The organism is Azospirillum sp. UENF 211521, from assembly GCF_058780535.1.
In genome coordinates, this window is sequence record NZ_JBSNCF010000005.1 from 422,492 (window position 1) to 437,514 (window position 15,023).

The following is a 15,023-nucleotide window of genomic DNA, read 5'->3' on the forward strand; positions in this document are numbered from 1 at the left end:
CCTGAGGGCAGGGCGCGGCTTACTTGATGAGGCCGAACAGGCTGGGCAGCCAGAGCGACAGGCCGGGCACGTAGGTGACGATCAGCAGCGCCGCCGTGCTCCAGGCAAAGAGGGGGATCAGCGGCCGGATCACCTGCTCGATCGACACGCGCGCCACGGCGCAGCCGATGAACAGGGCGCTGCCGGTCGGCGGCGAGACGATGCCGAGCGACAGGTTGAACACCAGGATCACCCCGAAATGCACCGGGTCCACACCCAGCTCCACCAGCACCGGCAGGAAGATCGGCGTGAAAATCAGGATGCCCGGCGTGATGTCCAGGAAGGTGCCCATCAGCAGCAGCACGATGTTGACCAGCAGCAGGGCGATGATCCAGTTGCCGGACACCGACTGTACCCAGTCGCCGATGATCTGCGGAATCTCGGCCAGCGACATCACATAGGCCATCGCCATGGAGGTGCCGACCATCAGCGCCACCACCGCCGTCGCCACGATGGTGTCGATCAGGATCTGCATGATGTCGTCCAGCGACAGCTCCCGGTAGGCGAGCGCCAGGGCGAGCGCGTAGACGACGGCGATGGCCGATCCCTCGGTCGCGGTGAAGATGCCGCCGACGATGCCGCCGATCACCACCACGATCAGCCCGAGGCTGGGCAGGGCGGACAGCATGGCGCGCGAGGACTGGGACAGGGTCGGGGAGGGCAGGCGGGCGTAGCCGCGCTTCTTCGCCATGATCCAGGCTGGGATCATTACCGACAGGCCGAGCAGGATGCCCGGCAGGTAGCCGGCCACGAACAGCGCCGCGATGGAGGTGCCGCCCGACACCAGCGAATAGACGATGAAGGCGCCCGACGGCGGGATCAGCAGCCCGGTGATGCAGGAGGAGATGTTGACCGCCGCGGTGTAGCTGCGGTCGTAGCCGGCTTTGTCCATCGACGGCTGCATGGTGCCGCCGATGGCCGAGGCGGCGGCCACCGCCGACCCCGACACGCAGCCGAACATCATGTTGGCGAGGATGGTGATCTGCGCCAGCGGTCCGGGCATCCAGCCGACGAAGACCTTGGCGCAGTCGATCAGGCGCCGGGCGATGCCGCCCCGGTTCATGATCGACCCGGCCATGAAGAAGAAGGGGATCGCCAGCAGCGCGAAGCTGTCCAGGCCGGTGGCGATGCGCTGCGCCGTCACCGAGATCGCCGGCAGCGGCGGCATGATGGTCAGCAGCGCCGTGATCGAAGCGAGCCCGGTGGCGTAGGAGATGGGCACGCCAAAGGCCAGCAGGGCGACGAAGGCGGCGCTGAGGACGAGGGCGGGGGAGAAGTCCATGGCTGCGTTTCCGCGACGGAAGGGGTGGGCGTCAGTCGAGCGAGACGGCGTGGCTGGTCACGCCCGGCCCTTCGCGCAGGCTCTCGAACAGGGCGATGACCATGTAGATCAGGGTCAGCACGCCGGAGAGCGGGATCACGGCGTAGACCAGCCACATCGGCAGCTGGAGCGCCGGCGTGACCTGGCCGAGCGTGCGCGCCTTGTCCACCAGCAGCCAGCCGCCGCCGCACAGGATCGTCACCGTGAACAGGGCGACCAGCGCCGCGATGGCGATCTCGACGCCGCACCGCGGCCTGGCCGGCAGAAGGTCCACCAGCCCGGTGATGGCGATGTGCCCGCGCTTGCCCAGCACATAGGCCGAGCCGAGCAGGCTGACCCAGATGAAGGCGAAGCGGGCGATCTCGTCCGTCGCCGACGTCGAGACGTTGAGCGCGTAGCGGGCGACGACCTGCCACACCACGCAGCCCAGCATGGCGACCGTCAGCGGGATCGTGATGGCGAGCACGAGGCGGTCGAGCGTGCGGTGGATGGTGTCCAGCATGGGGGCGCTCCTCGGTTTCGACGCGGCGGGCGGGCGGGGCGGGGGCTTACTTGACCGCCTGGATGCGGTCGGCGAGCGTGGCCAGCGCCGGGGTCGACTTCAGGTCGTCGTACATGGGCTGCACGACCTGGCGGTAGGCGGCCTTGTCGGCGTCGACGAACTTGACGCCCATCTTCGCCGCCTCGCCCTCGGCCTTCTCCAGCTCGGCCGTCCAACGGGCGTTGTGGGCCTTGGCGCTGTCGCGGGCGGCTTGGCGCAGAAGCTCCTGCTGCTCCGGCTTCAGGCGGTCCAGCGTCGCGGTGGCGACCAGCACCACGTCGGGGACGCGGGTGTGCTCGTCGCGGGTGTAGACCTTCATCACCTCGCCGTGGCGGGCCAGGGTCAGGGCGGTCACGTTGTTCTCCGCCCCGTCGACGACGCCCGACTGCAGGGCCGTGTAGACCTCGCCCCAGGCCAGCGGGGTGGCGGTGGCGCCCAGCAGGTTGATCATGCGGGTGGCGATCGGGCCGGGCTGGACGCGGACCTTCAGGCCCTTCAGATCCTCCGGCTTGGCCAGCGGCTTGTTGGCGTAGAAGCTGCGCGTGCCGTTGTCGTAGTAGGCGAGGCCGACGAAGGCCTTGGCGCGGCTGGAGGCCAGGATCTCATCGCCAACCGCGCCCTCGACCACCTTGAAGAAATGGTCGTTGTCGCGGAACAGGAAGGGCATGTCGTAGACGCCGAAGCCCGGCTCGAAGGCAGCGAGCGGCGAGGCGTTGGCGTGCACGAGGTCGAGCGCGCCGTTCTGCATCTGCTCGATCAGTTCGCGCTGCTGGCCGAGCTGGCCGGCGGGGAACACCTTGATGTCCAGTTCGCCCTTGCTGCGCTCGCGCACCAGCTTGGCGAACTCGTCCAGCGAGACGTCCACCGGGTGACCCTTGGCCAGCCCATGGCCGAGGCGCAGCGTGGTCTTGGCGGCGGCCGGCCCGGCGAGGGAGAGGCCCACAACGGCGGCGACGGCCGCGGCGAGAAGGGCGGCGTGACGACGGTTCAACGCGAACATGACGGTTCCTCCGGTTATCGTGATTTGGCTGAATCGGTGTGCGGCGATGCGGGCGCTTCGGCGTCGGCCATCGCCCGGTAATGATCCGCAAGGACGGCGAAGGCGCGCTTGCGGGTGGTCTTGTCCTCGGCGATCAGCCCCTTGCGGTTCCAGCCGCGCTGGAAGGCGGTCTGCCGCCGCTCGGTGCGGAAGTCGTAGAGGACCCAGGGCGTCATCCCGCGCACGTAGGATGCGGTGGCGAGGATGGCGAGTTGTTCGCGGTAGACCGCCTCCTGGCAGTCCTCGGTGAAGAGCTGGCGCGGGCCGCCGCGCAAGCCCGCCACCGCGTCGGCGCCGAATTCGGAGATGATGACCGGCTTTCCGGGGGCGGAGTTGGCGAGCAGACGGCGCAGCCCGTCGAAGGAGGGCTCGTACCAGCCGAAATACTCGTTGAGGCCGATCACGTCGAGATGGTCGGCCAGCCGGTCGGCGATGGCGAAGCGCTCGCGGTCGATCAGGCAGGCCGCGGTCACCAGCCGCGTCGGGTCCAGTTGGCGGGCCAGCGCGGCCAGCCGCGCCATGAAGGACAGGCGGGCGTCGGTGTCGGCGTTCTCGTTGCCGACGCCCCACAGGATCGTGCTGGCCCGGTTGCGGTCGCGGGCGATCAGCTCGGCGAGCTGGTTCGCGGCGTCCTCGTAGGTGTCGGGGTTGGCGAAGTCGATGGCCCAGTAGACGGGAATCTCCGACCACAGCATCAGCCCGACCTCGTCGGCGATGGCCGCCGCCCGCGGGTCGTGCGGGTAATGGGCGAGGCGCAAGAAGTTGCAGCCCAGCGCCTTGGCGTCGGCAAACCGGCGGCGGATGTCCGCCTCGTCGCTGGTCTTGCCGAGCGTGAGATCGTCCTCATGGACCGAAACGCCGCGCAGCGTGATGTCGCGCCCGTTGAGGAGGATGCGCTCCCCCGCCACGGCGATCTCGCGGAAGCCGACGCGGTCGGCCACGGAATCGGCGCCGAAGCGCAGGGTGACGCCGTAGAGGCGCGGCGAGTCCGGCGACCACAGCTCCGGGGCGAGGTCGAACTCCACACGCCCGCGCCCGGCGGTGACGGGAATGGGGGAGGGCGGCAGCAGCCCGTCGATGGCGACGGTGGCGGTGCCGTCCACCGGGTCAGACAGCGTGACGTCAACGGCGACGCGGCCGAAGCCGCTGCCCGGCACCAGCGCCACGCCGAAATCCCGGATGAACAGCGCCGGCAGGCGCAGCAGTGTTACGGAGCGGTAGAGGCCGCCGTAGTTGAACCAGTCGGTGTGGCGCATCGGCACCCGGTCGGCCCGGCGCGCGTTGTCGACCTGGATCTGGAGACGGTTCGGGCCGGGGCGCAAATGTCCGGTCAGCTCGACGCAGAAGGGCGTCGATGCGCCGCGGTGCGCGCCGAGGAACTGGCCGTTGAGGAAGACGCGCGCCTCGTAGGCGGCGGCGCCGATGTGCAGGACGGTGCGTTCCCCGACCTCGCCGGGTTGATGGTCAAGCGTCCGCGTGTACCAGACGCCGCCCTCGTAATGCCGCCACTCCGGGCGCAGCATGTTCCAGCAGGCGGGAACCGGAGCGGTCTGCCACGCGCCGTCGTCGTAATCGCGCGGAACGGTCCAGTCCGCGGCCGGCACCGGCTCGTCGGCGTACCATGACTGGCGCAGTCCCTCGTCATGGGGGTCGATGGCAAAGCACCAGTCACCGTCCAGCGACTCTACGGCGCGTCCGGCAACGGTCACCAGAGCCGCGGCGCCCACCCGCGCGCGGGCGAAGGCGTCGGCGTAAGCTTCGTCATGCAGATGGTCGTAGGGGTCAACGACCGTGGCGCGGTCGGCGCCTTCGGCTGTCATGAGCGTCCTCTCCCTCATCTCTTCTTTTCCGCGCCCGCCTCGTGGGAGGGGCGTGGTGGGCAATTCGTCCGTCGGCCGGTGTCGATAGCGATGTCACTGCCGAGGGAAATCGATTACCCTTGCCGAAACAATAGGCGGGCGTGCATCTCTACGCAACCGGTTTTCACGCCGCCGCCCACCGCCAACCCTCTTGCGCAGACCGAGGTGCCATGCCCCCGCCAGCCGACCGCAAGCGCGCCTCGCGCACGGAGCGTGCGTCGCTCACCCCGTCGCTCGCCCAGGTGGCGGCCCGCGCCGGGGTGTCGGTCGCCACCGCCTCGCGCGTCATCAACGGCGTCGCGAACAAGGCGACGGAGGAGACGGCGGAGCGGGTGAGGGCGGCGATTCGCGAGCTGGGCTACCGGCCCGGCAGCGTCGGGCGGGCGCTGCGCCGCCGGGAGAGCCGCATCGTCGGCGTGCTGGCCGCGAATCTCGCCAACCCCTCCATGGCGGCCATCGCCTCGTCCATCGAATGGTCGCTGCGCGGGGAGGGGCTGGTGATGTCGCTGTGCGACACGCATGAGCGCGCCGACGTTCAGGACGAGTACATCCGCGAGATGCGCGCCCAACTCGTCCGCGCAATGATCCTGGTGGGCGCGGTGGACAGCCCGGCGCTGGACGAGGCGCGGGCCGCCGGCGACACGCTGGTCTTCGTGAACCGCCCGGACCCCGGCGACCCGTTCTCACCCTATGTCGGACTCGACAACGCCGGTGCCGGGGCGGAGATCGCCGACCGGCTGCTGGAGCGTGGGGTGCGCCGCATCGGCGTCCTCCACGCTTCGCTGGACCGCACCGCCGGCCATTGGCGCCTGCTCGGCCTGTTCGACCGGCTGGCCGCGGCGGGGGTCGACACGGCGGCGATCCCCTGCGCGACCGGCCCGGGGTTGGACCACATCGTCGCCGGCTACCACGCCATGGGGACGATGCTGGAGCGGCCGGACCGCCCGCCGGTGATCGTCTGCCTGAGCGACCTTCTGGCCTACGGCGCCTACCGCCGCGCACGGGAGGCCGGGCTGGAGGTGCCGAGCGACGTGGCCTTCTTCGGTTTCGACGACAACCCAATCAACCCGTGGATCGCCGACTGGCTGAACTCGGTCCGCGTGCCGTCCGACGATTTCGGCCCGGCCATCGTGGGTATGCTTCACCGACTCTGGAACGGGGAGGAGCGGCCGGACCCGCTGCTGCTGACCCACCAGCTCACCATCCGTAACCGGCGCCTGCCCGGCGAAACCGAGTCCGTCCTGCGGCGCTGAGCGGGAACAGGGGCCGTGACCCCCACGAACCGGAGAGCGTTCGTACGAAATCGATTGGTGGATGCGGCGAGAGAGTGCTCTTAGAGGCGCACATAAATCCCATAAGGAGCGTTATGGAAAATAACACGGAAAGGCGTTTCCCCGACGCTTCGGCTTTCGTCGCGGTCAATCAGCCTGTTGAGTCGTTACGGACGCGCCCACATCTGCGCGACGCCCTTGTAGTCGGCGATCACGCCATCGGCATGGACCAGCGTCAGGGTCTGGGCTTGGGCCTGCGCCACCAGCATGCGGTCGAACGGGTCCGGATGCGCCCATTCCAAACCACCCGCGCGCTCGGCGTGCACCGGGTCGATGGCCAGCGGCAGGAAACCGTTCAAGACAATGGCCGCGCTCGGCGAACCGGTGAAGGCCAGCTTTCCCTTGCTGCTCTTGATCGCAATCTCCCACACCGAGGCTGCGCTCACATGGACGCGGTTGTGCGGATTGGCGATCATGGCCCGCACCGCCGGGCTGATCGGGTCGGCGCCGGCGTCCCACCAGAGGAAGACGTGGGTGTCGAGCAGCAGGTCCATCAGCGGTCCGCCGCGTCGTCCGGCCGGTCATCCTGCCCATCGTCCGGTTCACCACCGGCGAACAGCGCCTCGATCGGCGCGTCGGGCTCGTCGAAGTCCGGCGCGATCCGGATGATGCCCATCGCACGGGCGGGCTTGCGGGGCTCCGTCACCTTGGCCAGCGGAACCAGCTTGGCCATGGGGACGCCGTTCTTGGCGATCACGAATTCCTCGCCGGCCGCCGCCCGCTCGACCAGACCCGACAGGTGCGTTTTCGCGTCATAAAGGCTGATATGGCCCATGGGCTCCTCTCCTTGACCAGCTTGACCAATATGGGTCGGGCCGTCGCTTTGGTCAAGTTGGTCAGGCGCGTTCGACCGCTGCGGCTTCCCTGGGTCTCCGGAACAGCAGGAGGCGCACCAGCGTCGTCCCGATCGCTCCTTGAGCAATGGTCAGGGCGGTCACCACCGCCGCTCCGATCATGCCGAAGACCGGAATCAGGACGGCGCCGAGCAGAATGCACACCGCCAGCTGCAGCAGGTTCAGCCGGCGCAGCGCCCGCCCATGTCCCGTCATGGCCAGCAGGATGTCCTGGCAGGCCAGCAGACAATGAATCATCTGGCCCACGGCGAGGATGCGCAGCGCCGTCGCCGCGCTGCCGAAGCCCTGCCCGATCAGATCGAGCAACAGCTCCGGCGCGGCCATCATGACCGACACCATCGGCAGGCCCAGCGCCGCGACGGTCAGCATGACGCCGCGGTTCATGGCCAGCAGCCGTTGCGTCTCGCCGCGGCGATGCAGTTCGGCGTAGTTGGGCGCGGCAAAGGTGCCAATGCAGATGACGACGACCCAGACCAGCATGGAGATGCGGTTCGCCACGCTGAACGCGCCGACCGAAGCCGCGTCCACGAAGACGCCCAGCGCGAGCACCGGCAGCGACGCCAGCGACACCTGCACCAGCTCGACGACGAACAGGGGACGCGCGGTGTGCCAGAGCGACGGCAGAACCTCCGCCCGGTCATTGGCAGACGCCGCGGCATCGGTGGGCACGGGCTGGTCGGTGAAACGGTGGCGGTCGCGCACGAGCAGGGCCGTCCCGACCAGGGCGCTGAGGGTCAAGCACCCGGCCAGAGCCAGGATCAGGGAATCGAGGCTGGAAATTCCCGCCAGGAGGGCGGCGAGCATCAGCACAGGCCACAGCGCGTTCTGCACGAACTGCGCGGCGATTCCCCGCTTCAACCCCGCGAGCGCCGACCCGAGGGTGATGGTCAGGGTCTGCGGCAGCAGGACCAGGGCCGACAGGCGCAGCGGCGTTTCGAGGTCCGGCGCCCCGAACAGCAGGTGGGACGCCGGTCCGGCCAGGGCATAGGCCACCACCGCGGCCAGGGTGGCGGCGAACCCCGTGCCGATCAGGCCGGTCCGCAGGTCGCGGCCCGCCGCAAGGCCTTGGCCGATGGCCAGCTCGGCGGCGATGTGCCGCGTGATCGCCCGTTCGAGCCCCAGCCGCGCCATGGTCGAAGCCAAGCCGATCCAGGTCAGGCACAGGAAGAACAGGCCGGCATCATGGGCGCCCAGCGCGCGCGCCGCTATGATATAGAGGCCGAGCTTGCCGACGACCTCCACCCCGCGCAGCCCGAGGCCGATGCCGTAACGCCCGAGGGCACGCCATGTCTGGAGACGCATCACGCTCTGTGGGATAAAGGGTTGTTGCGGAAGCGGAAGAAATCCCGGGACGCGCGCCGACCGGCCGTGTCGGGCCGCGCGAGGAGAACAGTCGGTTGATGACCATGGCGACGACAGGGCGAGGGCACCGGAATATCCAGGCGGCGCTGGCGTTGTGCCTTGCCGCGGCGCTGCTCGGGCAGGGCCGCCCGGCCGCCGCGCAGGATACGGAGGAATGGCGCGCCATCGACATCCGCCAGGAAATCCGCACCCATTTCGACCGTCTGCCCTATGGCTGGTGGATTCGCGAACCCGAGCTGCACCTGAACACCTACGAGGTCGAGGTCCACCTTCCCGATTGGTGGCGCGGCAACCCGACGTCGGCGGTCAACAACCTGTGTCCCGAGCGGCAGAGCCGCATCTGGAAGGTGGCGACGATCCTGACCTTGCGCCCCTTCTACCAGAAGCGGCCCTGGCCGGAGGTCGACTGCCGCCGCTGATGCCGCCGCCGATACCGCCGCTGCCGCGGTCAGCTCCCGCTTGACTGCCCGAGCGCCGCGCGCAGCCGGTCGGCCACGCCGTCGCGCGCGACGAAGATGAAGTTGTTGATGTAGATCCGCCCCTTGATGCGGTGCGTGCCCGCCGCGTTGAGGGCCGAACGGGACTGGTGACGATCCGGGTCGAAGCCGTCCAGCGTGCACAGGCGTCCCGCCAGGACGAAATAACCGCGATAGCCCAGCGGCGCCAGCCGCGCCTGCAGCGCCGCCAGTGCTCCCGGATTGTGTCGCTCCTCCGCTTCGATCAGCAGGTTCGGGCGGTCGCGCCCGATCAGGCGGAGGCCGCCGCCGACCACCGCGGACTCGTGCCCCTCCACATCGATCTTCAGGAAGCCGACCGGGCGATCGTCGTAGCCGTCCAGCGTCCGGCGCGGGACGGTGACCGCCTCCACCTCCTCGCCATGAGCGCCCACCGCCCCCGCCTCGACCGAGGCCAGGGCGGACGAGCGTGGCACATGAAGCACGATCGACCCGTCGCCATCGCTCAGCGCGCAGCCCTCCACCCGCAGCCGGCCGGACGCGATCAGCGGCGCGAACTTGCTCTCCAGCAGCCCGGCGAGCTTCGGATTCGGCTCGAAGGCGGTCACGCTGGCCGCGACCCGGCAGAGCCAGAAGGTGTAAATGCCGCTGTTGGCGCCGATGTCGTAGGCGGCTTCTCCCGGAACGCACAGGGCGGGAAGCAGGCGCAGCTCCGGTTCGGCGTAATAGGGCGCGAGCCGGTCCCGAAGCCAGGTCAGGCGACGGAACACCCGCGGGTGGCGAAGCTCGATCGCGGCTTTCAGGGAGGACAGTGTGTGGTTCATGGCGCGTGGCTCGGAGGGGCTGGGGCCGGCATCCTGGGACCCAACCAAAAGTGAGGGGTTTCGGCAAAAAGCAAATAGCTAAAAATTGAGACAAAATGCTTCAAAAGCCCAACCACCCCATGACAGCTCTACACCGGGCGTGGTAAACCATATCGGTTAAGTGTTCGATCCACACGCTACGGTACCCATAAAAGATGCTGTCCCAACATCTGGAAAATCGCAGGCAAAGTCAATCGGCTGACCAGCTGGATGGCTCGCCGGCTCAGCAATCGCATGGCGTGCTGTTTTCAAGCGGTGTGTCGGCATTTACGCCGCGCGATCTTCTGATACTCGCTTTTTATCACAAGCGGATCATTTTGATCGTTGCCCTCCTGTCGATCATCGCCGGCCTCACCGCCGCCACCTACGCGCGCACCCGCTACGCCGCGGAAAGTCTGGTCATGATGATGATCGACCGCTCGCACGCCGGGATCAGCGACGTGGCCGGGACCCTGCCCTCCATCCTGTCGATCGACGGGCTGAAGTCGGTGGACAGCGAGATCCGCATCCTGGAAAGCCGTCGGGTGATCGAGGACACGCTGAGCGCGCTGGGCCCGGCCACCCTGTTTCCGGAGATCGCGCACCCGCGCCTCTTCGGCCTGCTGCCCGCCGACAGCCCGCAGGACCAGCTCGAAAAGGCCATCGACAAGTTCAAGCGCCGCCTTCAGGTGGAGCAGCAATCCTCCTCCAACATCGTGCGCCTCAGCTTCAGCCACGAGGACCCGGACCTCGCCGCGGACACCGTCAACGCCCTGGCCGACGCCTACCTGAAGCGTCGCCGGGCGATCTTCGACGTCCCGCGCTCGCCCTTCCTCGCCTCCGAACTGGCCCGCCACTCCGACCAGCTGAAGAGCCTTGAGGGACAGATCCAGGCGCTGAAGTCCGAATACGACATCGTCGATCTCGGGCAAGAAAGCCTGCTGGCCGCCAACCAGGTGGACAGCATCGTGCAGCGCCGCCGGCAGACCCAGGAGCGCCAAGCCGCCCTCCAGGCGGAGGTCACGGCGGCCAAGAAGCGGCTCGCCGCCCTGCCGGAGCGGGTGTTCGACTTCCGGGAGCAGAGCAACCAGACCCAGAACGACGACGATCGCAACGTTCTGCTCCGCCTGGAGCTGGAGCGCGACCGGATGGCCTCGCAGTTCCTGCCGGACTACCCGCCCCTTCAGGAGCTGGAGCGGAAGATCCGGACGGTCCGGCAGTCGATGAAGGGCGGCGACAAGCCGGTCTACAACACCACGCGCGAGGTCCGCAATCCATCCATCCCCTTCCTGAACAACCATCTGCTGACGCTGGAGATTGAGCAGGACGCGGTGGCCCGGCAGCTCGACGAGCTGAACCGCCAACACACGGTGGCGGTGGAGAAGGTGGGGCGCCTGCGCAAGGCGGAAAGCGAGCTGCGCGACCTGGAGCGCACGCGCGGCGTGATGGAGGACATCTATCGCGACTACGCCCAGCGCACCGAGGCCGCCCGCGCCGAGGAGGAGGCCGCCAAGGTGCGCTTCTCCAACGTCCGCGTCGTGCAGCCGGCGGTGGCCCCGGCGACCGGGACGAGCATGGCGCCGAGCTTCATCATCGCCGGTCTGGTCGGCGGCATCCTGCTGGGCGGGGCGGCCGGCGTGCTGGCGACGTGGCTGCGCCAGGTCTACATCCTGCCGCACGAGATCGAGCGGGATCTGGCCGTTCCGGCCATCGCCAGCTTCACCGACACCGACGGCGAACTGGCGTCCCCCGGCGCCCAGCAGGAGCTGATCCATCTGGCCGCCCAGCTGCGCGACCATGGCCTGGACGACCAGCCGATGGCGCTGATCCAGTTCGTGACCGCCAACGACGGCGACGGCGACGCCATCGTGGCGCGCGGGCTCGCCCTGGAATTCGCCAAGGGGCGGGGCCTGCGGACCCTGGTCATCGACCTCTGCGGCGACGGCACCGGCCAATTGGCCGCGATCAACGCGGGGGCCGACGACAAGACGGACGGGGAAGCGGACGGCGGAGCCGGCGAGCGGCTGCCGACCATCGAGCCGCAGGGCACCGGCGACCTCGAAACCCTGCCCTCCGCTGTGCCTCTGCTCTGGGTGTCGCGGCAGGCGACGGGATCGGCGCTGGGCAGCCTGCGCACCCCCATCGCCCAGTCGCGCCAGATGCTGGAACGGCTGAATCAACGCTTTGACATCATTTTGATTCTGTCGCCGCCGATCGGGAACAGCCATCTTGCCCGCCGGCTGTCGCCGATGGTGGACGCGAACATCCTGGTCGCCCGCGCTGAGCACACCCGTGCGCCGGTCGCCGCCCGGATGCGCGACTCCATCCTCGCGTCCGGCGGCGACATCGTCGGCTTGGTGTTGACCGGCCGTCACTTCCACATTCCCCAGGTGATCTACCGATGGCTGTGATGCGGATGGCCGCGATGCGGGGCTTCCTGTTGGCGGCGTTGCTGGCGCTCGGCGCGTGCACCGGCCAGTCGTTGACTCCGAAGGAGGCGATGCCGGAGGGCTTTGCCCGCTGGGAGGACTCCACCCCGCCCTACCGTCTGGGTCCGGGCGACCGCTTCCAGGTCAAGTTCATGCTCGCCCCCGACATGGACGAGGAGGTGATGATCGGTCCCGACGGTTCCGCCGGGCTGCGCATGGCCGGGCAGGTCGATGCCGCCGGGCTGACGCCGGGCGAGCTGGCCAGCGTGGTCGAAACGCGCGCGCGGCGCTGGATGCGCGCGCCGCAGGTCAGCATCGGGCTGAAGGAGACTCCGTCGAACCGCGCCTACATCGGTGGCGCCGTCGCCCGCCCCGGCACCTACCTGCTGAACGGCCGCATCGGCGTGATGGAGGTGATCATGCTGGCCGGCGGCTTCGACCGCGAGGCGCGGTACGAGGAGGTGGTGCTGATCCGCCGCAACCCCGAGAACAAGCCGATGCTGCGCACCATCGACACCCGCCGGTTCATCGAGACCGGGGCAGCGGTCGGCGACGTGCCGCTGGTCGCCGGCGACATCCTGTTCGTGCCGCGCAGCTCCATCGCCGAGACCGGCCTGTGGGTCGAGCAGTTCATCAACCGCGTCGTGCCGTTCGAGCGCACGTTCAACTACACCATCAGCCGTCAGACCGGAGGCATCACGACCTTCCCATGATGACGCCCCAGACCGAACCGGCGCAGGAGCACCCGGCGGACTCCGTCTTCGGCGTCGCCATCAGCCGCCTCGACGTGGCCGGCGCCGCCCAGGCGATCGCCGCGCGGGCCCCGGAGGCGCCCTTCGCCTACGTCGTGACGCCGAACGCGCAGCATGTGGTGCGGCTTCACCAGGGCGAGGACACCCGCTTCCGCGCCGCCTACGACGGCGCGTGGCTGCGGCTGTGCGACAGCCAGATCATGCGGCACCTGTCCCGGCGGCTGTTCCGCAAGCCGTTGCCCAGCGCCAGCGGCAGCGACCTGACCGCCCACCTGTTCGCGCAGGTCATCACGCCGGGCGATTCCATCACGGTGATCGGCGGCAACGACGAGCTGGAGCGCCGCCTGCGCGACCGCTTCGGCCTGACCCGGCTGGCCCGGCACGCACCGCCGATGGGCTTCTCCGCCGACCCGCGGGAGGTCGAGCGCTGCGTCCGCTTCGTGCTGGACCACCCGGCCCGCTTCGTCTTCCTGGCGGTCGGCGCGCCGCAGTCGGAATGCCTGGCGCTGGCCATCCGGAACACCGGCCGGGCCACCGGCGTCGGGCTGTGCGTCGGCAGCTCGCTGCTGTTCGTGACGGGACTGGTCGAGCGCGCGCCGCCGCTGTTCCGCCGCTTCGCCCTGGAATGGCTGTACCGGCTGGCCCAGAATCCGCGCGGCCACGCCCGGCGGGTCTTCGTGGATTCCCTGCCGCTGCTCGGCATCGCGCTGTCGGCCTGGTGGGCGGAGCAGCGGGGCCGGGCGCGCCCGAAGCCGGCGGCGCGCCCATGATCGTCGATCTGGGAGCCCGGCAGCGCGGCCGCATCCTGTCGCCCGTCCGGGTGGCGGTGCCCCGCCGTTCCCTGCCCCACTCCCTGACGGTGATGCTGCTGCTGGCGGTGCTGCCCCTCTTCGGGCAGAGCTTCCATTATCTGGTCGACCTTCCGCCGCTGTACGCCCTGTCGAAAAGCTGGCCGGTCCTGACCATCCCGCTCGCCGTCTACGCCTTGGCGCAGATCGAGCTGCCCTTCAAGTCGCTGTGCATCGCCCTGCTCGCCTACCTCGTGGCGATCACCCCGGCGGTGTCCATGGTCCAGCTCGGCAACGGGCTGACCGACGCGATGGCGACCACGGTCAAGGTCTGGCCCTTCGCCTATTATTTCTCCCTCGCCGCCCTTCTGACGCTGCTCCGCCCGACGCTGCCCCAGGTGCGCACCGCGCTGATCGCGCTTGGCGCCGGCACCTTCGTCATCATGCTCGCTCTGTGGCTGGTCCTCCCGCCGGAGGCCTACGCCACCGACCCGTTGAAGAGCAAGCTGCTGATGTACGACGTTGAGCGCGGCCCGCGCATCTTCATGCCGATGTTCTTCGGCGTGCTGTTCCTCTTCTACCTGTCCCGGCGGTTCTGCGCGTACCGGGAATGGTGGACCATCCCGCTGCTGCTGGTCGGGCTGCTGCTGATGGTCCTGATCTACAAGCAGCGCACGGCTCTGGGCAGCGTGGTCCTGGTGGTCGGCTTCGCCATGATCACCTCGGCGCGCGGCTGGTGGCGGATCCTGGCGGTCGGCATGGCCCTGCTGTCCACGATCGTCCTGGCCGCCATCTACAGCGCCGACCTCGCCAGCCGGGCCGAGCAGATGCTCGGCGCCTCGCTTTCGATCCGCCAGAACTCCATCGTCCTGGCGCTCGACTACCTGGAGGTGACGCCGTTGCGCTGGTTGCTGGGGGTGGGCGCCATCACCCGCTTCAGCAACGTGACCCTGGCCGACATCCTGGGCAACAACCAGTTCTATCTCGCCGACATCGGCTGGATCGGCATCGTCTTCGAATACGGCGTCATCGGCGCGGTGCTGATCGCGGCCTTCTACGTCGCGGCGCTGCGCTGCGCCCGCCGCTCCGTCGTCCCTGGCGACCCCATGACCCAGGCGTTGGGCGATTACGTCCTGTTCGCCCTGGCGACCTCCACCATCTACTCCGTCGTCTTCACGCCCGGAGAGGTCGCGAGCGTGATGGCGCTCGCCCTCTACTGGCGCACCGCCCGTCAACAGGCTGGCGCAACGGAAGCATCAGTCAACCGCTCACCGGAATTCTTCAAAATGCAACGAAATCGCAAAGGCCGATTGTGACTCTTTGTCGAAAATTATCGTGCCAGCGACGCCAATGCTGTCTTAATCCATTTTAAATAGTGTGGTAGTAATAGGTCATCATGACATCTCAACCC

General features: G+C 68.8%; 14 protein-coding genes. 6 read left to right on the forward strand and 8 right to left on the reverse strand.

The window, feature by feature from the left end:
- Positions 1-19 precede the first annotated feature (19 nt).
- The 4 genes from ACWPN5_RS31095 to ACWPN5_RS31110 are packed head-to-tail and all read right to left on the reverse strand — an operon-like array spanning position 20 to position 4,760.
- Positions 20-1,321 carry a TRAP transporter large permease gene (locus ACWPN5_RS31095; RefSeq protein WP_492299431.1) on the reverse strand — a complete coding sequence of 434 codons (1,302 nt, stop codon included), beginning with the start codon at positions 1,319-1,321 and terminating at the stop codon, positions 20-22.
- 31 nt (positions 1,322-1,352) lie between these two features.
- Entirely contained in the window at positions 1,353-1,862 is a 510-nt protein-coding gene (locus ACWPN5_RS31100) for a TRAP transporter small permease (RefSeq protein ID WP_492299433.1), read from the reverse strand.
- 46 nt (positions 1,863-1,908) lie between these two features.
- On the reverse strand, positions 1,909-2,901 hold the full coding sequence (locus ACWPN5_RS31105; protein ID WP_492299435.1) for a TRAP transporter substrate-binding protein: 993 nt from the start codon (positions 2,899-2,901) through the stop codon (positions 1,909-1,911).
- Between the two features lie 14 nt (positions 2,902-2,915).
- Positions 2,916-4,760, reverse strand: coding sequence for a glycoside hydrolase family 2 protein (locus ACWPN5_RS31110; protein WP_492299436.1), 1,845 nt, complete (start codon positions 4,758-4,760; stop codon positions 2,916-2,918).
- A 209-nt stretch (positions 4,761-4,969) separates the two neighbouring features.
- Here ACWPN5_RS31110 and ACWPN5_RS31115 point away from each other — a divergent pair, with 209 nt between their 5' ends.
- A complete protein-coding gene (locus tag ACWPN5_RS31115) occupies positions 4,970-6,052 on the forward strand; it encodes a LacI family DNA-binding transcriptional regulator (RefSeq protein ID WP_492299438.1) in 1,083 nt (360 codons plus the stop codon).
- A gap of 185 nt (positions 6,053-6,237) precedes the next feature.
- Here the strand turns inward: ACWPN5_RS31115 and ACWPN5_RS31120 are convergent, their stop codons facing one another.
- The 3 genes from ACWPN5_RS31120 to ACWPN5_RS31130 form a co-directional block, all read right to left on the reverse strand.
- Positions 6,238-6,624 (reverse strand): type II toxin-antitoxin system VapC family toxin, encoded by a 387-nt coding sequence (locus ACWPN5_RS31120; protein WP_200477743.1) that lies wholly within the window; start codon positions 6,622-6,624, stop codon positions 6,238-6,240.
- Positions 6,624-6,905 carry a type II toxin-antitoxin system Phd/YefM family antitoxin gene (locus ACWPN5_RS31125; RefSeq protein WP_492299440.1) on the reverse strand — a complete coding sequence of 94 codons (282 nt, stop codon included), beginning with the start codon at positions 6,903-6,905 and terminating at the stop codon, positions 6,624-6,626. Before ACWPN5_RS31125 ends, ACWPN5_RS31120 begins: the two co-directional genes overlap by 1 nt.
- A gap of 61 nt (positions 6,906-6,966) precedes the next feature.
- A complete protein-coding gene (locus ACWPN5_RS31130; protein WP_492299442.1) occupies positions 6,967-8,286 on the reverse strand; it encodes an oligosaccharide flippase family protein in 1,320 nt (439 codons plus the stop codon).
- Between the two features lie 98 nt (positions 8,287-8,384).
- Here ACWPN5_RS31130 and ACWPN5_RS31135 point away from each other — a divergent pair, with 98 nt between their 5' ends.
- Positions 8,385-8,765 (forward strand): hypothetical protein, encoded by a 381-nt coding sequence (locus tag ACWPN5_RS31135; protein WP_492299444.1) that lies wholly within the window; start codon positions 8,385-8,387, stop codon positions 8,763-8,765.
- A gap of 29 nt (positions 8,766-8,794) precedes the next feature.
- On the opposite strand, the gene ACWPN5_RS31140 is transcribed toward ACWPN5_RS31135, so the two are convergent.
- Complete coding sequence (locus ACWPN5_RS31140; RefSeq protein ID WP_145683765.1) at positions 8,795-9,625, reverse strand: FkbM family methyltransferase; 831 nt, start codon at positions 9,623-9,625, stop codon at positions 8,795-8,797.
- A 356-nt stretch (positions 9,626-9,981) separates the two neighbouring features.
- Here ACWPN5_RS31140 and ACWPN5_RS31145 point away from each other — a divergent pair, with 356 nt between their 5' ends.
- The 4 genes from ACWPN5_RS31145 to ACWPN5_RS31160 are packed head-to-tail and all read left to right on the forward strand — an operon-like array spanning position 9,982 to position 14,928.
- Positions 9,982-12,054 carry a GumC family protein gene (locus ACWPN5_RS31145; protein ID WP_492299446.1) on the forward strand — a complete coding sequence of 691 codons (2,073 nt, stop codon included), beginning with the start codon at positions 9,982-9,984 and terminating at the stop codon, positions 12,052-12,054.
- A complete protein-coding gene (locus ACWPN5_RS31150) occupies positions 12,045-12,785 on the forward strand; it encodes a polysaccharide biosynthesis/export family protein (protein WP_247888297.1) in 741 nt (246 codons plus the stop codon). The genes ACWPN5_RS31145 and ACWPN5_RS31150 overlap by 10 nt, the downstream gene beginning before the upstream one ends.
- Entirely contained in the window at positions 12,782-13,594 is an 813-nt protein-coding gene (locus tag ACWPN5_RS31155; protein WP_145683761.1) for a WecB/TagA/CpsF family glycosyltransferase, read from the forward strand. The genes ACWPN5_RS31150 and ACWPN5_RS31155 overlap by 4 nt, the downstream gene beginning before the upstream one ends.
- A complete protein-coding gene (locus ACWPN5_RS31160; RefSeq protein ID WP_186466077.1) occupies positions 13,591-14,928 on the forward strand; it encodes a hypothetical protein in 1,338 nt (445 codons plus the stop codon). Before ACWPN5_RS31155 ends, ACWPN5_RS31160 begins: the two co-directional genes overlap by 4 nt.
- Positions 14,929-15,023: the final 95 nt, after the last annotated feature.